General features: G+C 71.7%; 12 protein-coding genes, 1 tRNA gene and 1 pseudogene. 4 read left to right on the top strand and 10 right to left on the bottom strand.

The features are described 5' to 3' along the window. Positions 1–352 precede the first annotated feature (352 nt). Complete coding sequence (gene lepA / locus OJ254_RS15275; RefSeq protein ID WP_265362767.1) at positions 353–2,227, bottom strand: translation elongation factor 4; 1,875 nt, start codon at positions 2,225–2,227, stop codon at positions 353–355. A gap of 499 nt (positions 2,228–2,726) precedes the next feature. Between lepA and rpsT the strand changes: the two genes are divergently transcribed. Next, entirely contained in the window at positions 2,727–2,993 is a 267-nt protein-coding gene (gene rpsT / locus OJ254_RS15270) for a 30S ribosomal protein S20 (protein WP_261951524.1), read from the top strand. A 654-nt stretch (positions 2,994–3,647) separates the two neighbouring features. Continuing rightward, positions 3,648–4,616 (top strand): hypothetical protein, encoded by a 969-nt coding sequence (locus OJ254_RS15265; protein WP_265362766.1) that lies wholly within the window; start codon positions 3,648–3,650, stop codon positions 4,614–4,616. 44 nt (positions 4,617–4,660) lie between these two features. On the opposite strand, the gene holA is transcribed toward OJ254_RS15265, so the two are convergent. Next, positions 4,661–5,644, bottom strand: coding sequence for a DNA polymerase III subunit delta (gene holA / locus OJ254_RS15260; protein ID WP_265362765.1), 984 nt, complete (start codon positions 5,642–5,644; stop codon positions 4,661–4,663). Between the two features lie 271 nt (positions 5,645–5,915). Here holA and OJ254_RS15255 point away from each other — a divergent pair, with 271 nt between their 5' ends. Continuing rightward, positions 5,916–6,140 (top strand): hypothetical protein, encoded by a 225-nt coding sequence (locus OJ254_RS15255; RefSeq protein WP_265365163.1) that lies wholly within the window; start codon positions 5,916–5,918, stop codon positions 6,138–6,140. 220 nt (positions 6,141–6,360) lie between these two features. Here the strand turns inward: OJ254_RS15255 and OJ254_RS15250 are convergent, their stop codons facing one another. Continuing rightward, positions 6,361–7,146 (bottom strand): arylamine N-acetyltransferase family protein, encoded by a 786-nt coding sequence (locus OJ254_RS15250; RefSeq protein ID WP_265362764.1) that lies wholly within the window; start codon positions 7,144–7,146, stop codon positions 6,361–6,363. Between the two features lie 369 nt (positions 7,147–7,515). Between OJ254_RS15250 and OJ254_RS15245 the strand changes: the two genes are divergently transcribed. Beyond that, the gene (locus tag OJ254_RS15245) at positions 7,516–9,132 is read left to right on the top strand and encodes a substrate-binding domain-containing protein (RefSeq protein WP_265362763.1); all 1,617 of its coding nucleotides are present in this window, start codon (positions 7,516–7,518) and stop codon (positions 9,130–9,132) included. Here the strand turns inward: OJ254_RS15245 and OJ254_RS15240 are convergent. The 7 genes and pseudogenes from OJ254_RS15240 to OJ254_RS15210 all read right to left on the bottom strand — a co-directional run bounded on the left by OJ254_RS15240 (position 9,062) and on the right by OJ254_RS15210 (position 21,369). Continuing rightward, a complete protein-coding gene (locus OJ254_RS15240; protein ID WP_265362762.1) occupies positions 9,062–12,091 on the bottom strand; it encodes a ComEC/Rec2 family competence protein in 3,030 nt (1,009 codons plus the stop codon). The two genes, OJ254_RS15245 and OJ254_RS15240, sit on opposite strands and share 71 nt — an antisense overlap. Further along, positions 12,088–13,065, bottom strand: a complete 978-nt coding sequence (locus OJ254_RS15235) for a ComEA family DNA-binding protein (RefSeq protein ID WP_265362761.1) — start codon at positions 13,063–13,065, stop codon at positions 12,088–12,090. The genes OJ254_RS15240 and OJ254_RS15235 overlap by 4 nt, the downstream gene beginning before the upstream one ends. Positions 13,066–13,493: 428 nt before the next feature. Further along, positions 13,494–14,339, bottom strand: coding sequence for a DegV family protein (locus OJ254_RS15230; RefSeq protein WP_265362760.1), 846 nt, complete (start codon positions 14,337–14,339; stop codon positions 13,494–13,496). A 366-nt stretch (positions 14,340–14,705) separates the two neighbouring features. Then, positions 14,706–15,508: pseudogene (locus tag OJ254_RS15225) on the bottom strand (hypothetical protein). A 324-nt stretch (positions 15,509–15,832) separates the two neighbouring features. Then, entirely contained in the window at positions 15,833–18,739 is a 2,907-nt protein-coding gene (locus tag OJ254_RS15220; protein ID WP_265362759.1) for a leucine--tRNA ligase, read from the bottom strand. A 254-nt stretch (positions 18,740–18,993) separates the two neighbouring features. Continuing rightward, positions 18,994–20,952 carry a S53 family peptidase gene (locus OJ254_RS15215; protein ID WP_265362758.1) on the bottom strand — a complete coding sequence of 653 codons (1,959 nt, stop codon included), beginning with the start codon at positions 20,950–20,952 and terminating at the stop codon, positions 18,994–18,996. Between the two features lie 344 nt (positions 20,953–21,296). Then, positions 21,297–21,369 (bottom strand) — tRNA-Ala (locus OJ254_RS15210). Positions 21,370–21,392 lie beyond the last annotated feature (23 nt).

Here is a 21,392-nt window from a genome sequence, read left to right as displayed (position 1 = left end):
CTCCGGGGCCCGCTTCGTTGCTGGTGACTCGCGAGTAACCTTTGAGCAGTGATCAGAGTAGAGCGCGTTGCGCCGACACGTAAGGGGCTACGACCGACTGGTTCAGGATGTGACCAGTGCGATAGGTGTACGCAGCACGCGCATCGCCCGATTGCGAGCCGCGCCGATCACCCCCACCAGACCACACCCGGTGACCCCTGTTCCCGCCCTCGCGGAACGCCACGCTCCGCATTCATCCCGATGAGGGGCCCACGGCTGGGGAGACGGAGAACGGCCAAGGAGACGCAGAGGGGCGCCGGGTCCCGAACCGGACCCGGCGCCCCTCTTCCGCTCCACGGCTACTGCCCGGCGGTCACTTCTTCGCCTTGGCGTCGCCGTCGGAGTCCGAGGACAGCACCGCGATGAAGGCCTCCTGCGGGACCTCCACGCTGCCGACCATCTTCATCCGCTTCTTGCCTTCCTTCTGCTTCTCCAGCAGCTTCCGCTTACGCGAGATGTCACCGCCGTAGCACTTGGCGAGGACGTCCTTGCGGATGGCGCGGACCGTCTCACGGGCGATGACCCGGCTGCCGATGGCCGCCTGGATCGGCACCTCGAAGCTCTGCCGCGGGATCAGCTCGCGCAGCTTGGCGACCAGCCGCACACCGTAGGCGTAGGCCTTGTCCTTGTGGGTGATCGCGGAGAACGCGTCCACCTTGTCGCCGTGCAGCAGGATGTCGACCTTCACCAGGTCGGCGACCTGCTCGCCGGTGGGCTCGTAGTCCAGCGAGGCGTAGCCACGGGTCTTGGACTTGAGCTGGTCGAAGAAGTCGAAGACGACCTCGGCGAGCGGGAGGGTGTAGCGGATCTCGACGCGGTCCTCGGAGAGGTAGTCCATGCCGAGCAGGTTGCCGCGACGGTTCTGGCACAGCTCCATGATCGCGCCGATGAACTCGCTGGGCGCCAGGATCGTGGCCCGGACGACCGGCTCGTGCACCTTGTCGATCTTGCCGGTCGGGAACTCGCTCGGGTTGGTGACCTCGTGCTCGGCGCCGTCCTCCATGTCCACGCGGTAGACCACGTTGGGCGCGGTGGCGATCAGGTCCAGGCCGAACTCGCGCTCCAGCCGCTCGCGGATGACCTCCAGGTGCAGCAGACCGAGGAAGCCGACGCGGAAGCCGAAGCCGAGCGCCGCGGAGGTCTCCGGCTCGTAGACCAGCGCCGCGTCGTTGAGCTGGAGCTTGTCCAGGGCGTCGCGCAGCTCGGGGTAGTCCGAGCCGTCGAGCGGGTACAGCCCCGAGAAGACCATCGGCTTGGGGTCCTTGTAGCCGCCGAGCGGCTCCTCCGCCCCCTTGGCGAGCTGGGTGATCGTGTCACCCACCTTGGACTGCCGGACGTCCTTCACACCGGTGATGAGGTAGCCCACCTCACCGACCGAGAGGCCGTCGGCCGGCTTCATCTCCGGCGAGTTCGTCCCGATCTCCAACAGCTCGTGCGCGGCGCCCGTGGACATCATCTTGATGCGCTCGCGCTTGCCGAGCGTACCGTCGACGACCTTCACGTACGTCACCACGCCGCGGTAGGCGTCGTAGACGGAGTCGAAGATCATCGCGCGGGCGGGGGCGTCCTTGACGCCGACCGGGGCCGGCACCTCGCGGACGACCTTGTCGAGCAGCTCGGGCACGCCGACGCCGGTCTTGGCGGAGACCTTCAGCACGTCCTCGGGCTCGCAGCCGACCAGGTTGGCCAGCTCGGCGGCGAACTTCTCGGGCTGCGCGGCCGGCAGGTCGATCTTGTTGAGGACGGGGATGATCGTGAGGTCGTGCTCCATCGCCAGGTAGAGGTTGGCGAGGGTCTGGGCCTCGATGCCCTGGGCGGCGTCGACGAGGAGGATGCACCCCTCGCACGCGGCGAGGGAGCGCGACACCTCGTACGTGAAGTCGACGTGGCCGGGGGTGTCGATCATGTTGAGGATGTGGGTCGTGCCACTTCCCTCTTCGCCCTCGGAGGGGGCCCAGGGCAGCCGGACCGCCTGGGACTTGATCGTGATGCCGCGCTCGCGCTCGATGTCCATGCGGTCGAGGTACTGCGCGCGCATCTGCCGCTGGTCGACGACACCGGTGAGCTGGAGCATCCGGTCGGCGAGCGTCGACTTGCCGTGGTCGATGTGCGCGATGATGCAGAAGTTACGGAGGAGGGCCGGATCGGTACGGCTCGGCTCCGGCACGTTCGTAGGGGTCGCGGGCACGCAGGGTCCATTCAGTGAACGCGGGTAGGCGGGACTCGGGTATGTGACGTCTCCCCCCATCGTCCCATGAGCGACGCCCCCGGTCCGGTTCGGGCGGGTGTGCCCTGTGGCGAAGGGAGCTCCGGTCGGGGTTTCGGGAGACTTCGGGCGGGCTTCGGGAGGCTTCGGGGGGGTGTGCCCTGTGGGGAAGGAGCGCCGGGCAGGGCTTCGGGAGGAGCACCGGGCAGGGCTTCGGGTGGGCTTCGGGGGGTGTGCCCTGTGGGGAAGGGGCACCGGGCAGGGCTTCGGGAGGAGCGCCGGGCAGGGCTTCGGGGGTGTGGCCTGTGGGGAAGGGGCTCCAGACAGGGCTTCCGGAGAGGCTTCGGGCAGGCTTCAGGGAGCGGGTCCGGTCCGGTTTGGGAGGCCGTAGACCCTGCTGGTAACCTGGTCCACTGCGCTTCGTGCCCTCTCTCGTGCGCGGCGCAACTCGAAACTCCAACGAACCTGAAAAGGCTCTTTCGTGGCGAACATCAAGTCCCAGATGAAGCGGATCAAGACCAACGAGAAGGCTCGTCAGCGCAACAAGGCTGTCAAGTCGGCTCTGAAGACCTCGATCCGTCGCACCCGTGAGGCCATCGAGGCCGGCGACCTGCAGAAGGCCACCGCCGCCCAGGCCGAGGCTGCCAAGAAGCTCGACAAGGCCGTCAGCAAGGGTGTCATCCACAAGAACGCCGCCGCCAACAAGAAGTCGGCGCTGGCGAAGAAGGTCGCGACCCTCCAGGGCTGACCTGACCTTCGCGGGGATCTTCCCGGTCGCGTCTCCTCCACGGAGCCCGGATCCGGACCTTGACCCCGCACTCGCAGTACGCAGCTCCGCTGCCTCTGCACTTGCACTCCTGCACGACCCTGCCGACAGGGACCCAGCGGCCCCTCTCTCCGCTCCCTGACCGGTGCACCACCGCGCCGCACACGGCCTGCGTTCGCCACGCGGGTGCGGCGCACCCGGCTCACCGGCGGCCTCCACCGCCGACCGAGCCCAACTTTCCAAGACGAAGGCCCTTCCGCCCCTTCCCCGGGGTGGGGGGCCTTTGTCGTGGGTGCGGGGGTTGGCGCTGTTAGGGCTGCTGGGGCCACCCTGTCGTTGCGCGGGGCCCGTCGTGGAGCGGGGCCCGTCGTGGAGCGGGGCCCGTCGTGGAGCGGGGCCCGTCGTGGAGCGGGGCCCGTCGTGGAGCGGGGCCCGTCGTGGAGCGGGGCCCGTCGTGGAGCGGGGCAACCCGTCATGCGGCGGAGTGGGCTCCGAGCCCGGACCGATCCGTCGTGGAGCCGCAGCCACCTCGTCGTAGGGACGTGTGCAGACGCACCTCCGCTGTCGTGGGGTTATTCGTCGTAGGGGCCTCCGAGAGCCAGGGCCCGTGTTCGGCCGGTCCGCTACTCTGCGGCCATGTCAACCTCGGGGGAGCCCTCTCAGCCTTACGGCCTGCCGCAGCCCAACCCCTACGGCCAGGTCCCCGCACCACCGCAGAACCCGGTGCCCGCGCAGCAGAATCCGTACGCGCAGCCGCATCCCGTGCCCGGACAGCCGGATCCGGCCGCCGGACAGCCGACCCCGTCGCAGCCACCGATGCAGCCGCCGTCGCAGCCACCCGGCGGCAACTACGGCTACCCGCCGGTGGGCGTGGGTGCTCCCGGGACACCCGCCGGGCCGGCCGGTGCTCCCGGCGGCAACGGCAGTGGCGGCGGACGGGGTGCCTCCGGCTGGCTGTGGGCGATCGGCGGCGCGGTCGCCGCCTCCGCGATCTGGGGTTCGCTGCTGTTCGCCACCGGTGGTTTCTCCTCCGAGCCCAGCCCCGACCTCGCGGGCTACTCCTACACCGATGACCTGTGCGCGGCCACCTCGATGACGCCCTTCGAGAACGCCCACTACAAGACCAAGGCGAACACCGGCTCCTCCTCGAAGGACGCCAACCCCCAGCACAGCGCGGCCCGGCAGAAGTCGATGGACACCATGTGGTGCAACGTCGCACTGGAGCAGGAGAACGCGAGCTCCGCCACCTACTCCTCGACCTGGCTCTACACCAGCGCCACACTGCACCGCACGGCCGACCCGGCACCGGAATTCGCCGACAACTACCGCGCGTACGAGAAGCAGGAGACCTCCATCGGCTACAAGGTCGAGTCCGTTCCGGGCATCGGCGACGAGGCCTACCTGGTGACGCGGAACGACCTGGGCAGCGACAGCGGTTCCTACGTGATCCTCGGCGTGCGGGACGGCTGGATGACCTTCCAGTCGACGTGGTCGAGCTACGCCTCCAGCAGCAGTTCCGGCAAGCAGCCGACCTCCGACGAGATCGCGACGATGCTCAAGACCAGCGCGACGGAGACCCTGAAACGCTTGCAGAACGCGCGCTGACGCCGCACCCCTCCCCTCCCCTCAGCGCCTCTCCCCTCCGCGCCTCAGCGGGACCGCGCCGCCCGGGCGATCGTCACGACCGCCTTCTCCAGGGCGTACTCGGGATCGTCCCCGCCGCCCTTGACGCCCGCATCGGCCTCCGCCACCGCGCGCAGCGCCGTCGCCACACCGTCCGCCGACCAGCCGCGCATCTGCTGCCGCACCCGGTCGATCTTCCAGGGCGGCATGCCGAGGTCGCGGGCGAGATCGCCGGGGCGGGCGCCGCGCGGCGCGGAGGCGAGTTTGCCGATGGCCCGGACGCCCTGGGCGAGCGCGCTGGTGATCATGACGGGCGCGACCCCGGTCGCGATCGCCCAGCGCAGCGCCTCCAGGGCTTCGGCGGCCCGGCCCTCGACGGCACGGTCCGCGACGGTGAAGCTCGACGCCTCGGCCCGGCCCGTGTAGTACCGCCCGACGACCGCCTCGTCGATCGTGCCCTCGATGTCGGCGGCCAGCTGCGCACACGCCGAGGCCAGCTCTCGCAGATCGCTGCCGATCGCATCGACCAGCGACTGGCACGCCTCGGGCGTCGCCGACCGCCCGACCGTACGGAACTCCCCCCGGACGAACGCCAGCCGGTCGGCCGGCTTGGTCATCTTCGGACAGGCCACTTCCCGCGCCCCGGCCTTACGGGCGGCGTCCAGCAGGCCCTTGCCCTTGGCGCCGCCGGCATGCAGCAGCACGAGCGTGATCTCCTCGGCGGGCGAGCCGAGATACGCCTTGACGTCCTTGATCGTGTCCGCGGACAGGTCCTGGGCCGAGCGCACCACCACGACCTTGCGCTCGGCGAACAGCGAGGGGCTGGTCAGCTCGGCGAGGGTGCCGGGCTGGAGCTGCTCGGGGGTGAGGTCGCGCACATCCGTGTCCGCATCGGCCGCGCGGGCAGCCGCCACCACCTGCTGCATCGCACGCTCCAGCAGCAGGTCTTCCTGCCCCACCGCGATCGTCACGGGGGCGAGGGGATCGTCGTTCGCTGTCTTCCTGGCCATCGCGATCCAGCATCCCACGCCCCACTGACAACGCCGATCGGACCGTCTCCGGCCCGCTCCACCCCGCCCGCTACCGCCCTGGCATCGAGGACCGGGCGTGTCGTACGGAACCCGCGCGCCGAGAGCCGCGGTCCCGGACCGGGACAATGGCCTGATGAACGACCACGCCGCCGCGCCCCGACACCGCGATCCCCACGGCCTCCACGATCCCCACGATCACCACGCCGCACCCTCCGTCCCGGCGCCCGCCCCCGGGCACTCGCGCCACGTCCTGGTCCTGCCCGACCGCGACGCCGCCGAGGAGGTCGCCGAGGCCCTCGTCGAGCGCTTCGGCGTCACCGAGGAGCCCCAGCTCGTACGGGACGCCCTGGCCGGCGAGGACGACGCCGAGGACGCCCAGTGGCTGGTGGTGGTCGAAGACCCGGACGCCCGCCACGACCCGGCGCGGTTGGACGACCTCGCAGCAGAGCACGAGGGCTGGCGCGAGGCCGAGTAACTCCCCGCCGACTGCCTGTGACTGGCCTGCCCAACGACCTGCCCAACGGCCTGCCCAACGACCTGCCAGGCTGCCACCGACCGGCCCGGCTGCCATGGGGTGCCCCGGCTGCTCCCGGCCTGCTTCCCGCCACCGGCCGGCCCGGCTGCCACTGGCGTGTGCCGGGCTGCCACCTGCCCCGACCGACCCGCCGCCTGCAGGCCCGCCCGCCCCCGGGCAGTCACCCGGCCGCCTCCGCCCCCACCACCGGCTCCCGGTCCAGCACCACCCCGAAGTGCTCCCGATAGGCGGCCAGTACCTCCTCCGCCGCCAGCTCACGTTCGTCCCGCCCGCCGCCCTCCCCGGTGATCACGAGCGTGCGGCCGGAGAGCGTGATCCGGCCGGTCTCGGTCAGCCGTGAGCAGACCAGGGACCGGGTGAAGTGGGAGGTCGGCGAGGTGCGGTTCCACCAGCAGCCGACCTCGAAGTCCGCCAATGCACGCGGCCGTTGTTCGAGCCGGTACTGCGGCGAGCCGTCCCTCAGGACGTCCACGTCCCCCTCCGCCGTCTCCTCCAGCCGGAACGTCCCACCGGGATCGGTCTGCTCCGCGCGGCTGTCCCAGCGCAGCGGAAAGTGGCTGTGCCGGCCGAAGCCGACGTCGGCCAACCACGGCCCACTCGGCGTATGGACCCGCAGCGCAAGGTGGTCGTACGGGATGCCGAGGCGCCCCTCGGCACCGAACACGCGCGCCGACAACAACTCGACCTCGTACCCGAGGGCCCGCAGCAGCCCGGCGAAGGCGCCGTTGAGTTCGTAACAGAACCCACCGCGCCGGGCGCCGACGATCTTGTCCAGCAGCGGCTGCTCCGCCAGCACGATCTCCTCACCGAGGTGGATGGCGAGGTTCTCGAACGGCACGGACCGCAGATGCCTGAGGTGCAGCGCCGCCAACACCCCGGCATCAGGTGCTCCGGGCCGCACCGCACCGATGCGCTCCAGATAGGCATCGGCCGCCATCTCGTCCATCCGCCCCGCCTCCGCTCGTCCCGTATCTCCACCTGCATGCAGCGCCACAGCCCCCATCAAAGGGGTACCTCGTTCCGGAGCCTACAGAGCCAGGACCAGCCGAAACGGGAGGACGAGGGCTAGGGGAAGGGCGAGGGGGAGGCCGTGGGGAGGCCGTGGGAGAGGGCGTGGGGGAAGGGCCGCCGGAGGACCACGGGTCGCGGAGGGCCGACGCCAGACCCGGCGGAGACCGCGGCGGGGGGAGGAGACGGCGTCACCGGCGGCCAGCGGATGAACCTCCGATGACGAGCTGCCGAAGGCCTCCCGGGGCCCAGCGGGGCTGCTTAAAAATTTGACCTCCCAACGCCCGTTCATCTGTGCGAGGTTGCCGTGGCTCTGCCGGACACCGAGACGATCCTCACCGCGGCCGGGCTCGTGGCCACGGCCGTGGTGTGGGCCGTCGAGCGGTTTCTGCCGGGACGGAAGCGGATCGGCTACCGCGTCCAGATGGACACGGCGATCGGCATGAACCCCCAAGACGCCCACAGCCTGGTGCAGTTGCGGCTGCTGCGGCAGGACCAGGAGGTCAACGATGCGACGCTGGCCCTCCTGCGGTTCGAGAACGACGGCGGCAAGGACATCGTCCGGCAGGACTATCAGGAGCCGCTGACGGTCGAGTTCGCCGGGCGCACGGTCATCGGTGTCGAGGTGCCGGACGCCAATCCGACCGACCTGGTGGGCATGCTGACCCGCAACGGCGGCGGGCTGCGCCATGACGGCGGCCGGCTGTTCATCCCCAAGGTGCCGCTGAACAAACGGAATCACTTCAAGCTGCTGGTTCTCCTCTCGGCCACGGGTACGGGTGCGGGCCCGGGCACGGACCCGGGTACGGATGCGGGCAGGGACGCCGATTCCGGAAACGGCACCTCCGGCAATCCCGGCACCACTGGCACCAGCAGCCGCACCGGCACGGCGACCGGGGCCGGGGCCGTGACCGTCAGCGGATTCATCAGCGGCGGACGGATCCGCCGCAACGCCCAGCGTTGGGGGCCGCGCAAGCTCAGTCTCGCGCTGGGCGGCACCTTCATCGTGCTGCTGGGACTGCTCGGCGGACTCCTCCTCAGCGCGCGGACGGCCCCGGCGGCGGCCGGCGAATGCGCCACCGGGCGGCTGACCATCGACGGGTCCACGGCGTTCGCCCCGCCGATGCGGGAGATCGCCCGGCAGTACCGGGCCCGGTGCGCGGGTGCCGAGATCACCGTTTCGGCGTCCGGCAGCCTCTCCGGCCTCGGCAACCTCAACCGGGAGGGCAAGCCGGCCACCGTCGAGGGGCCCGGCTTCCTCGCCGTGTCGGACGTGCCCGCGCCGTCCCTCTACCGGCGGTTCGAAGGCGAGCGCATCGGCGTCATCCTGCTCGGGCTCGTGGCCAACGAGAAGGCCGGTGTCGACGACCTCACCTCCGGCCAGGTCCGCAAGATCTACGACGGGACGTACACCAACTGGAAGCAACTGCACGGCAACGACCTGCCGATCCGCCTCGTCAGCCGCGACGCCGGCTCGGGCACCCGCCGGGCGTTCGAGACATCGGTGCTGCACCACTCGGAGCCGGGCGTGGTGTCGTCCTACGACTGCGGCGACAAGGACCGTGACGAGCAGGCGCGCCTGACGCGCTGCGAGGTGAACAGCACCAAGAGCCTGCTGGACGCGGTGGACCGGGTGCCCGGCGCCATCGGTTACGCCGAGGTCTATGCGGCGGCGCAACGACAGCACGTGGTCAGCGTGCGCCTGAACGGGCACGAGCCGGACATCGAGTGGGGACAGCAACGTGATTACCCCTTCTGGACGGTGGAGTACCTCTACACGTACGGGCGGCCCGAGGACGGCTCACTGACCGCGAAGTTCCTGGCGTTCATGGACTCCGACACGGCGAAGAACATCATGCGGATGTACAAGCACGTGCCCTGCGCCGATCGCCAGAGCCTGCCGGACGCCGTCTGCCGGCCCTGAGCCGCGGGTCGGCAGGCCGGCCCCGGCCGGCCTGCCCCCGCCTGCGTATTCGGCGGCCTCGCCGCCTCCCCCGACCGCGCCCACCGCCCCGGCCGCTCGGCAGGCGCGCCCCCGTCCGCCGGCCGGTCACGGTCGCGGCGAGCCTGCCCGGAGTCCCGACGATCGCGATCGCACCGTCGGTGTCGGTACGCAGCACCCGCGCGCCCAGCGCCCGCAGCGCGGCGACCGTCCGCAGCGCGGGATGGCCGTAGGGGTTGTCGGCACCGCACGAGATCAGCGCCAGGCGCGGCGCCAGCCGGTGCATCAGCGGCGGAGCCTGATGCGCGGAACCGTGGTGCGCCACCTTCAGGACATCGACCCCCGCCACCTCCGGATGCGCCGCCAGCAGCGCCTGTTGGGCAGGCGGTTCGAGATCACCGAGGAGCAGGAGCGTCAGTCCACCGGTCCGTACGAGCAGGGTGACACTGGCGTCGTTGGGCCCGTCGAGCGCCGGGGCGAACGGCGAACCAGGAGGCCAGAGCACTTCCCAGCTGAGCGGGCCGAGGCGCCGCCGCTCCCCCGGAACGGCACGCACCAGCGGAATCCCGGCCCGGGCGGCCGTCTCCCGTACGAACCGGGCCTGGCCCGGCGGATCTTGCAGGGTCGTGGTCTCGATCGCACCGACCGACCGGCCACGGAGCGCGCCGGGAAGCCCGTCCACGTGGTCGGCATGGAAGTGGGTGAGGACGAGCAGGGGGATCCGGCGGATACCCAGCTCCGTGAGGCAGCGGTCGATGGCGCGCGGCTCGGGGCCGGTGTCCACCACCAGCGCCGTACCGTCCCCGGCGGCCAAGACCAGGCCGTCGCCCTGCCCCACGTCGCAGACCACGGCACGCCATCCGGGCGGCGGCCAGCCGGTGATGACACGGGTGAACGGAGCGGGGCGGCACACCGCCAGCAGCAGGGCGAACGCACACAGGACGCAGAGCCAGGGACGGCGCACCACCCGTCGCCCGACCGGCACCAGCACCACCGTGACGGCCGCCAGCGCCAGGGCACCCGCCCAGCCGCCGGGCCAGGCGATCTCCGCTCCGGGCAGCGCCGCGCCCGTACGGGCGACACCGGCGATCCACTCGGCGGGCCAGCCGGCGCACCACGCCAGTGCCTGGGCGACCGGCAGGACGAACGGGGCCGTGACCAGCGCCGCGAACCCGAGGACCGTGGCCGGGCCCACCGCCAGCTCGGCCAGCAGATTGCACGGCACGGCCACCAGGCCCACGCGGGCGGCGAGCACCACGATCACGGGCGCACAGACCGCCTGTGCCGCGGCAGCGGCCGCGATCACTTCGGCGAGCCTGGGTGGCATCCGGCGCCGTTGGAGGGCGGCGCTCCAGCGCGGTGCGAGCAACAGCAGTGCGCCGGTGGCCAGTACGGAGAGCAGGAAGCCGTACCGTCGCGCGAGCCAGGGGTCGTAGAGCACCAGCAGCAGCACCGCGGCGGCCAGCGCGGGGAGCAGCGAACGGCGACGGCCGGTGCCGATGGCCAGCAGGGTGATCAGGCCACAGGCGGCGGCCCGCAGCACGCTCGGGTCCGGGCGGCACACGACCACGAAGGCCAGCGCCAGCACGCCCCCGATGACGGCGGTGCCGCGCAACGACAGCCTCAGGCGGGGCGCCAGCCCACGCCGCTCGGCACGCGTGGCGAGGTGTGGCGGGCCGATCAGCAGGGCGAGCACGATCGTGAGATTGCTGCCGGAGACGGCAAGCAGGTGCGTCAGATCGGTGGCCCGGAAGGCCGCGTCCAGATCCGGCGGCACGCGTGAGGTGTCCCCTACGACCAGCCCGGGCAACAGTGCACGGGCGTCGGGCCGGAGCCCGTCCGTGGCCTCACGCAGCCCGGCCCGCACACGTCCGGCCACCCGCTGCAGCACCGACGGGCCGGCGATCTTGACCGGCGGCGCGTCGCCGTCGACCCGCAACACCGCGGCGACCTGATCACCGGGCATGAGCGGTGGTACGGCCCGCGCCACGACCCGGATCCGCGTCGACGGCAGCAGCCCGCGCCAAGCCTCCGACAGCGCCGCGGCCGTTGGCGCCGAGCGCCCGTCCGGCCGGTCCCCCTCACCTGCGGAGCTCGCACCGCCGGGCGGCGCGCCTTCGTCGCTTCCGCCCTGCCGTACGAGGACCAGAGTGGGGGTACGCACGGCGGTGACCGCGCCGTCCGGAGCGGTGACCCGCACGGCATCGGCGTTGAACACCACGGCCGCAGGCGTCCGTTGGGAACCGCGCACCCGGGGCCGGGTCAGCCGAGGGTCATCGGTCACCTCCAGCTCCACCGTGACCCGCGCATAGCGGTCCGCCAGGTCAGGCAGCGGACCACGCCGGACGTCCGCCGCATGCAACGCCGCGGACGCCGCCCCTGCGACAGCCCCCAGCAGCACGGCGGCCAGCGCCGCCCACGCCCCGGAGGACCATCGACGGGAGGAGCCGGGCCGGTACGCGCGCCCCGCCGCGCCACCCCGAACGGCCCCTGCCCCACCCTCCGCCTCACGTCCCGCACCGGTACCGGTAACGGCACCCGCACCCGCACCCGCACCCGCACCCGCACCACTTTGCTCGCCTTCCTTGTCCTCCTCGTACTCGTCGTTCTCCTCGTTCTCCTTGTCCTCCCCGTACTCGTCGTCCCGCTCATCCACCTCGTACTGCTCGCACACCTCCGTTCCCTCGTACTCCCCGCCTCCCCCGCGTTCCGCCCGGCGCCGGAGGACGGCCACCCGTAACGCGAGTGCCGCGAGCACCACCCCCACCGCGCAGGCCATCGCCACGCCGCCGCCGGGCGCACCCAGCCCGATCGCCGCGGCTGCCCAGGCCGCCAGCGCCGGTCCGGCCAGGCGCAGGTCGGGCGGTCCTTCCTGTCGCGGGTCCGAAGCGCCGCGCGGCGAGGGGGCCGTGGCGTGCACCGAGGGCCGGGCGGTGGTCATGGCTCCACCAAGGGCCGCAGATCGGCGAAGCGACGGTCGCCGATACCGGTCACCTGACGAAGCTGCTCCACCGAGGTGAAGCCGCCGTGCTGGGTGCGGAATTCGATGATGTGGCGCGCCAGTACGGGGCCGACGCCCGGCAAGGCGTCGAGCTGCTGCTCCGTCGCCGTGCTGAGGCTCACCGGACCGCTCGGACCGGCTCCGCCACCCGCCGTCCCGCTGCCCGTGCCACCGGCCCCCGCACCACCGGGGCCGGCACCGCCGCCGGCCGCGGCGCCCGGCACGCCGACCGCGATCTGCTCGCCGTCGGTCAGCAGCCGCGCCCGGTTGAGCCCGCTGACGTTCGCCCCGTGCAGCACACCGCCCGCGGCCCGCAGCGCGTCGATCACCCGCGAGCCCGGCGGCATCCGGTGGATGCCGGGATGCCGGACCTTGCCCGTGACATCGACGACCAGCTGGCGCCCCGCACCGCCCGAGGAGCCACCCGCCGCACCGTCCGCCGAACCACTCGCGCCCGTCGAGGAGGCTGACGAGGGTGCGGATGACGGAAGTGCGGATGAGTGCGGGTCGGCGGCCGCTCCGGGCCCACGGTGTCGGTCGTCCGGCCCCGTGGCGGACCGTTCGACGGCCGGGGCGCGTACCGGTTCCGGGCGCCCGGTCCAGAAGTGGTGCACCGCGAACGCCACCGCCACGATCAGCACCAACGCCAGGGCGGCCAGTGCCCTGGGGTCGGTACTGCACCGTAACTGCAGCCACAGCGGGAGCCGTTCGCGCACCGCCAGCCAGGCTCGCTCCGCGCGCTGCGGGCGCGGGGGCCGGGGCTGGGGCTGAGGCTGGGGCGGCGGATCGTGTCCGGGTGAGGGTGGCCCGGTCATCGCGGCCGCCCGCTCCGTATCGCCGAAGATCGCCGCCACCCGGGCCCGTACCCGCTCGCGCTCCCACTCCTCGCGCGCACGCGCACGAGAGGGGGCCACGGGTCCGCGCACAGGTTCCGGCGAGGGCGATGCGGCTGCGGCTGCGGCTGCCGGCTCCGGCGAGGGCGCCACGGATTCGCCCACCGGTTCCGGAGGGAGTGAGGAATCAGGAGGGGGTGAGGAGTCAGGAGGGGGTGGAGTGCCGGTCAGGGCGTCCAGCTCGTACGGGGCTGCCGAGTCGGACGCCCACGACCAGCCGGGACGTTCGGCAGAGGCTTCCGGAGCCGAGGAGGGGCCGTCAGCCGGCGCGGCCCGCGTGGAGAGGGATACGGACGAGTCGAGTCGAGCGGTCTGCGAGGAGTTCATAGCTCCTGACGCTAAGTGACCGGCGCAGAGTCTGCCGAGCGGTGTCAAATCCCGTGGACAACACCGAAGTTGTGGATAACTTCGTCACCCACACGTGCCCTGCCGTGCCCCTTCCGCCTCGCTCAGCGCGGTGACACCACGACCGCCAGCAACCCAGGCCCGGTGTGTGCACCGATCACCGCGCCGACCTCGCTCACATGGAGCTCGTTCAGCCCCGGGATCCGCTCACGGAGCCGCTGGGCGAGCGCGTCCGCGCGTTCCGCGGCGGCGAGATGGTGCACCGCGATGTCGATCTGGCCCTCGCCCGCCCGTTCCACGGCGATCTCCTCAAGCCGTGCGATGGCCTTGGATGCCGTACGGACCTTCTCCAGCAGCTCGATCCGTCCGTCCGCCAGTTGGAGAAGCGGTTTGACGGCGAGCGCCGAGCCGAGGAGGGCCTGGGCCGCGCCGATCCGGCCACCGCGGCGCAGATAGTCCAGGGTGTCGACGTAGAAGTAGGCGGACGTGCCCGCGGCCCGCTTCTCCGCCGCGGCGACCGCATCGTCCACGTCGCCGCCGGCCTCCGCGGTCTCGGCGGCGGCGAGGGCGCAGAACCCGAGCGCCATGGCGACCATCCCGGTGTCCACGACGTGCACCGGGACCGGGGCGTCCTTGGCGGCCATCACTGCCGCGTCGTAGGTGCCGGAGAATTCCGAGGAGAGGTGGAGGGAGACGATGCCGGTCGCTCCGGCCGCCGCCACCTCGCGGTAGGTGTCCGCGAACACGGCCGGGCTGGGCCGGGAGGTCGTCACGCTGCGCCGCTTCTGCAGGGCCTGCGCGACGGATCTCGCGGAGATCTCGGTGCCCTCTTCAAGGGCCTGGTCCCCCAGGACGACGGTCAGCGGTACGGCCGTGATGCGGTGGCGCTCGACGGCCGTCCGCGGCAGGTAGGCCGTGGAATCGGTGACGATCGCGACATGGCGGGACATGACAGGGAGATTATCCGGGGATCGGGACGTCGCACAGTGCGGGTCCGTCCCCAAGATCTTCCAGGTTTCCCCAAGGCTCTGCCAAGTACCCAGCAGGCAACGGAAGCATCACCTCCGCGACGGACCTCGCGGAGGCCGCGGTCGCGCGGGTACTCCCGATTGGCGCGCCCCGGCCTCGGGCTCCCGGTAGACGCGCCCCGGCTGCAGACTCCCGGTAGACGCGCCTCAACTGCGGACTCCCGGTGGCGTTGGCGTTCCTGGTGGCGGGCTGTCGTGGGCCTCCCCTATGGCCGTGGGTGGGATTGGCCTTCCTTCCCCGGGGGCCCCGCCCCGCCCCCCCCACCCACCTCCACCACCTCTCAGCACTCAGGTCTTGGTCGTGCCCGCGCCCGTCCCCCTGCCCTCCGTCCGCCGAGTCGTCATGCCTTCCTCCGCCCGCGGGGACTTCTCCCACGGGTACGTCGGCCGGCCGCGGCCGTCGGGCGCGGTGATCGCCCGTTGCTGCTCGTCCCCGCCCTCCGGCGCCCACGAGCGGCGACCGCCGGGCGCCGGCGCCCCCTGCCCTGCCCCCGAACGTCCCCGGAGCGGCCCCGGTCCACACCCCTGTCGCTCGGCTGCTCCTCAGGAGCCTGGGTCCAGTGGCGCAGGGCGCCTGCCTCGACGTCGATCTGGTCGGTCAGTGCCGCGAGGTCGTCGTCGGCGAACTTGCGTGCCCGGTCGCGGGCGGCCCAGCGGAGCGACTCGGCGGAGTGCGTGATCCGTTCCAAGCGCTCCCTCAGCTCCGGGAGGCGGGCGGCGATGGTGGCCCGGTCGGGCTCGCGTTCCAGGCGTTTGAGCTCGGCGTCCAGCTCGTGGCCGTGGGCGCTCAGCCGCTCGAACAGGCCGATCGCCTCGCTCAGGGACGCGTCGTCCGGAGCGCCTCCGTACAGCACGTCCTGGGTGGCCCGCATGGACGTTCTGAGCGACAGCCGCAGCTGGGCCAGCTCGCCGACCACACCGGGCTGGGCGAGCTGCCGGGCCCGGAGGGTGGTGTCCTCGACCGTTCGGCGCGCCTGGGCGACCGTACGGTCCACGCCGCGCTTGGTCGCCTTCACTGCCTTGACCGTCAGGAGCACGCCGGCCAGGACGAACAGCACGAAGAGCAGTCCGATGATGGCGGCGGCTTCCATGGGATCTCCCCCAGGCGTGTCGGTGGCGCCGGACTTTCGCCTGCGCCCTGTCCCTCCACCGTAAACGGAAAGGGCAGGTTGCGGGGTCCGGAAGAACCCCCAACCTGCCCGTAGGGGAAACCCCTATACCGCGCTCGTCCGGCCTTCCGCCGCCCCCGGCCGGCGCCCGCCGCTCACGTCCTCACGGACCGGCAGGCACCGCCGATGGTATGCGTCCGCACAGACCTCTCGGGCCGGAAAACGCCCTCCATGACCCAGGCCCGCGCGGACCGGAAGGCGCCCCCCATGCCCCAGGCCCGCACGGACCGGAAGGCCGCAGATGGCTCACGCCGGGACGATGTTCACCAGCTTCGGTGCGCGGACGATGACCTTGCGGATGCCCGCGCCGTTCAGCGCCGCGACCACCGCCGGCTCGGCCAGTGCGGTCGCCTCCAGGTCGGCGTTGGAGATCGACGGGGCGACCTCCAGACGGGCCTTGACCTTGCCCTTGATCTGGACGACGCAGGTCACGCTCTCGTCCACGACGTACGCCGGGTCCGCGACCGGGAAGTCCGCGTGCACCACCGAGTCGGTGTGGCCCAGCTTGCGCCACAGCTCCTCGGCGATGTGCGGGGCCAGCGGGGCGATCAGCAGCACCAGCCGCTCCGCGACCGTGCGCGGGACCGGGCCGCCCGTCTTGGTCAGGTGGTTGTTCAGCTCGGTGACCTTGGCGATGGCGGTGTTGAAGCGCAGGTTCGCCAGGTCCTGGCCGACGCCGTCGATGGCCTTGTGCAGGGCGCGCAGGGTGTCCACGTCGATGTCCGACTCGGGCACGTCCGCGACGGTGACCTCACCGGTCGCCTCGTCGACGACATTGCGCCACAGGCGCTGCAGCAGGCGGTACTGGCCGACGACCGCCCGGGTGTCCCACGGCCGCGACACGTCCAGCGGGCCCATCGCCATCTCGTACAGGCGCAGGGTGTCCGCGCCGTATTCGGCGCAGATCTCGTCGGGGGTGACGGCGTTCTTCAGGGACTTGCCCATCTTGCCCAGCAGGCGGCTGACCTTGTCGCCCTGGTAGTAGTAGGCGCCGTCCCGCTCCTCGACCTCGGCGGCCGGGACGGCGATGCCGCGGCTGTCCCGGTAGACGAAGGCCTGGATCATGCCCTGGTTGTACAGCTTGTGGAACGGCTCGGAGGACGAGACGTGCCCCAGGTCGTGCAGGACCTTGGACCAGAAGCGGGCGTACAGCAGGTGCAGCACGGCGTGTTCGGCGCCGCCCACGTACAGGTCGACACCGCCGGCCGGCTGGCCGTCGCGCGGCCCCATCCAGTACTGCTCGACGGCCGGGTCGACCAGCGCGTCGTCGTTGCGGGGGTCCAGGTAGCGCAGCTCGTACCAGCAGGAACCGGCCCAGTTGGGCATGGTGTTGGTCTCGCGGCGGTAGCGCCGCACGCCCCGGCCGTCGCCCAGGTCCAGCTCGACGTTGACCCAGTCCTCGTTGCGGGACAGCGGGGTCTCGGGCTGGGTGTCGGCGTCGTCCGGGTCGAAGGTGCGCGGGGAGTAGTCCTCGACCTCGGGCAGTTCCAGCGGCAGCATCGACTCGGGCAGCGCGTGCGCCACGCCGTCCTCGTCGTAGACGATCGGGAACGGCTCGCCCCAGTAGCGCTGGCGGCTGAACAGCCAGTCGCGCAGCCGGAAGTTGACGGTGCCCTCGCCGATGCCGCGCTCGGCCAGCCAGTCGGTGATCTTCGCCTTGGCCTCGGTGACGCCCAGGCCGTCCAGCGAGATGCTGTCGCCGGACGAGTTGATGATCTTGGCGTCGTACGAGGCGAAGGCGTCGTCCCAGGTGGCGGGGTCGGTGCCGCGGCCGTCCGTCGGCTCGACGACACAGCGCATGGGCAGCTCGAAGGCGCGGGCGAAGGCGAAGTCGCGGGTGTCGTGCGCGGGCACGGCCATGATCGCGCCGGTGCCGTAACCCATCAGGACGTAGTCGGCGATGAAGACCGGGACCCGCTCGCCGCTGACCGGGTTGGTGGCGAAGACGCCGGTGAAGACGCCGGTCTTGTCCTTGGCCTCGGCCTGCCGCTCGATGTCGGACTTGGCGGCGGCCTGCTTGCGGTAGGCGGCGACGGCCTCGCGCGGGGTGGCGTGGCCGCCGGTCCACACCTCGTGGGTGCCCTCGGGCCAGACGTCGGGGACGATGGCGCCCGTGGTGTCGCCGTTGTCGGAGCCGGCGATCAGCGGGTGCTCGGGGGCCAGCACCATGTACGTGGCGCCGAACAGGGTGTCCTGACGGGTGGTGAAGACGGTGATCTTGTCGTCGCCCACCGGGAAGTCGACCCGGGCGCCCTCGGACCGGCCGATCCAGTTGCGCTGCTGCAGCTTGATGGCCTCCGGCCAGTCCAGCGCGTCCAGGTCGCGCAGCAGCCGGTCGGCGTAGGCGGTGATGCGCATGTTCCACTGGCGCAGCTTGGCCTTGAAGACCGGGTAGTTGCCGCGTTCGGAGCGGCCCTCGGCGGTGACCTCCTCGTTGGCCAGTACGGTGCCCAGCCCGGGGCACCAGTTGACCGGCGAGTCCGAGGCGTACGCCAGGCGGTACTCGCCCAGGACGTCGGCGCGCTCGGTGACGCTCAGTTCGGCCCAGGGGCGGCCGTCGGGGGTCGGGCGGGTGCCGGCCTCGAACTGGGCGACCAGGGTGTCGATCGGACGGGCGGCGTCCGCCTCCGGGTCGTACCAGGAGTTGAAGATCTGCAGGAAGATCCACTGGGTCCACTTGTAGTACGCCGGGTCGATCGTCTCGACCGAGCGGCGCTGGTCGTGGCCCAGGCCCAGGCGGCGCAGCTGGCGCCGCATGTTCACGATGTTGGCCTCGGTGGAGACCCGCGGGTGGGTGCCGGTCTGGACGGCGTACTGCTCGGCGGGCAGGCCGAAGGCGTCGAAGCCCAGGGTGTGCAGGACGTTGTGGCCCGTCATGCGCTGGTGGCGGGCGTAGACGTCGGTGGCGATGAACCCCAGGGGGTGGCCGACGTGCAGGCCGGCGCCCGACGGGTAGGGGAACATGTCCATGATGAACTTCTTGGGGCGGGCCGCCAGCTCCGGGTCGCCGGCCAGCTCCCCGCTCGCGTTCGGGGCCTCGTAGGTCCCGTCCTTCTCCCAGAAGTCCTGCCAGCGTGCCTCGATGTCGGCGGCCAGCGCGGCCGTATAGCGGTGCGGCGCTGCCACCTCGGCAGCGGTGGTCGTCTCGCTCATCGTCTCAAAGCTCCATCGATCGTCTCTGCCTGCGGAAACGCGCCTTGTCCCGGACCTTGTCCCCGGAACTCCGGAAACAAAAAGACCCCTCGCACAGGAGGGGACGCCGCGCCGATTCCGACGGGTCTGTCATCCGTCGGCACTGATCAGCGCGGCCCGCTAAGCAGAAGGCGTACGGCACGCATGGCGCCAGGGTACCGCAGGGCGTGCGGGGCCCGCGCCGAGGATTCCCCCGGCGCGGGCCGCGCGGTCCGTCAGGGACGGTAGGAGCTCACGTAGCCGGCGCTGGGGCTGCCCACACCGGTGACGTCGTCGTAGCCGACGACGGCGTGCAGGGAGCTGTCCTTGCCGAGGCTGCGCAGCGAGGTCGTGGTGCCCTTGCTGCTGTCGGTGCCGTTGACGTAGTCCACGCGGACGACGGCGAGGTCACGTCCGGCGCCCAGCGGGTGGTCGGTGACGTCGTGGTAGGCCGACGTGCCGTAGCGCTGGTAGATGCCGGGGTTGGCGAAGCCGATGGCCACACCGTGCCGGGCCTGCTGGGCGAGCGCCTGGACGCCGGCGATGACTGGGGCGGCCAGGGAGGTGCCGCCGATGCGGTACTCGTCGTAGCCGAGCTTGCCGCCGGGCAGGGTCTGGGTCTGACCCACCAGGAAGCCGGTGTTGGGGTCGGCGACCGCGGAGATGTCCGGAACGGTGCGCATCCGGCCCTTCAGGAGGGAGTTGGACAGCGAGTCCGGAACGACTCCGCGCTGGTAGAAGGGCTGCGGGACGGTCTTGCTGACACCGCCGCCGGCCCCGCCGTTGAAGGCGCCCGGGAAGCCTGCCCAGCTGTTGCCGTCCTTGGAGAGCAGGGCCTTCTGGGTGCCCCAGCCGGTCTCCCACTGGTACGTGTCGTGCTTGCCGACGGCCAGGGAGGTGCCGCCGACCGCGGTCACCCAGGCGGAGTTCGCCGGGGTGTCGACCTGCTTGGTGCCGGTGTTGGCGACCTCGTCACCGTTGTCGCCGGAGGAGAAGTAGAAGCCGATGCCCTGGACCGCGCCCTGCTGGAAGAGCTGGTCGTAGGCGGCGGCCACGTCCGGGGTCTCGTTCGCCTCGATGTCGCCCCAGGAGTTGGAGACGATGTCGGCGAGGTGACCGTCGACGATCTTGCCGAGCGAGTCGATCAGGTCGTCGTCCATGCAGGAGGCGGCGCCGACGTAGACGACGTCGGAGGCCGGGGCGACCGCGTGGACGGCCTCGACGTCGAGGGTCTCCTCGCCGTACCAGCCGGCCGCGCCGCACTCGTCGATGTGCGTGTACTTGTTGGGCAGCACCTGGGAGAGCTGGCCGCGGCGGTACGCGGCGTCGCCATTGCGGGCCGCGTAGGTGGCGGCGTCCTTGGAGATCGTCGGCGAGGCGAAGGCGTCGGTGATCGCGACGGTGACGCCCTTGCCGGTCCACTTCTTCGCCCCGTAGGCGGCCCTCAGCTGCTGGCCGGTGTAGCCCTTGACCGCGTACGGAGCCTTGCTCCCGTAGGCGGACGGCAGCTTCTTGTTCGTGCGGGAGCCGTAGTACGAGGAGAACGGGCCGGAGTTCCGGAAGACGCCCTCCGGGGGCGGCAGTTCGCCGGAGTGGTGCTTGGCGAGCTTCGGCGCGTTGTCCAGGCCGGTGACCGTCAGCACCGCGTCGGCCAGCGTGGCGGGCGCGGAGGCGGTGGTCGACGGGGCGTGGTAAGTGTGCCCGCCCTTGCGGTAGTTGTGCAGGTCGGTGGCGAAGGCCTGCTCGGCGGCGGCCGCATCGCCGGTGACCGTGAGGTAGCGGTTGGTGGAGCCGGTGACCTTCAGGCCGGACTTCGTCAGCCAGTCGGTCACCTTGGCTATCTGGTCACGGGTGGCACCGAAGCGGGCCCGCGTCTGCGCGGCGCTCAGGTACTTCCCGTACGCGGCCGAGTGCGGGTCGGACACGGCCCGGGCGTAGGCGGCCAGGCCCTTGGCGTCGCGGCCGGCGAGGTAGACCCGGGCGGTGACGTCCGCGGAGTCGGCGGTGGCGCCCTGGTCGGCCTGCTTGGTGGCCCACAGGGGCTTGGTGCCCAGAAGTGCGTGCCGGCCACCGTCGTGGCCCGCGGCGTCGGCGGCGGGCGCGCCGAGTGCGAGCGCGCCGGCGACCAGGGGCAGCGCGGCTGCCCAGGCCAGACCCGCGCGGACGCGCGGTGATCCGGTGTGGCTTGATCTCATGTAACCCCCTGCTGTGGCGATGCGATGCGCTGCGGGGTGACGCGGTGCGCCGGTGCGCCGATGCGCGGCACCTCACGAGCGGTGCATGCGGTGGATGTGACGCTCACACGCGATTCGCCACTCTTTCGGTGAACTGTTCATGTCAGGGGAATGTGATCACCAAGAAGAAGCCAAGGAATGGTAAGGACTGGTCAGGAATGACCATCCGGCGAACAGTGAATCCGCCATAGCGGACACGGACTTGACCGGCCGTCACGCCCGATGCGAAGCATCCGCCCCACCCGGGAGTCCGGATACGCACAGCAAAGCAGGCCGTCCGCAATGGACGGCCTGCTTTGTCTCTGTGGAGCTAAGGAGAATTGAACTCCTGACCTCCTGCATGCCATGCAGGCGCTCTACCAACTGAGCTATAGCCCCGTATTTTGTTTTCCGCCCGGTTC

Source organism: Streptomyces endophytica, assembly GCF_026153355.1.
GTDB classification, from domain to species: domain Bacteria; phylum Actinomycetota; class Actinomycetes; order Streptomycetales; family Streptomycetaceae; genus Streptomyces; species Streptomyces endophytica.
This window is presented reverse-complemented; position numbering and strand designations above follow the sequence as displayed.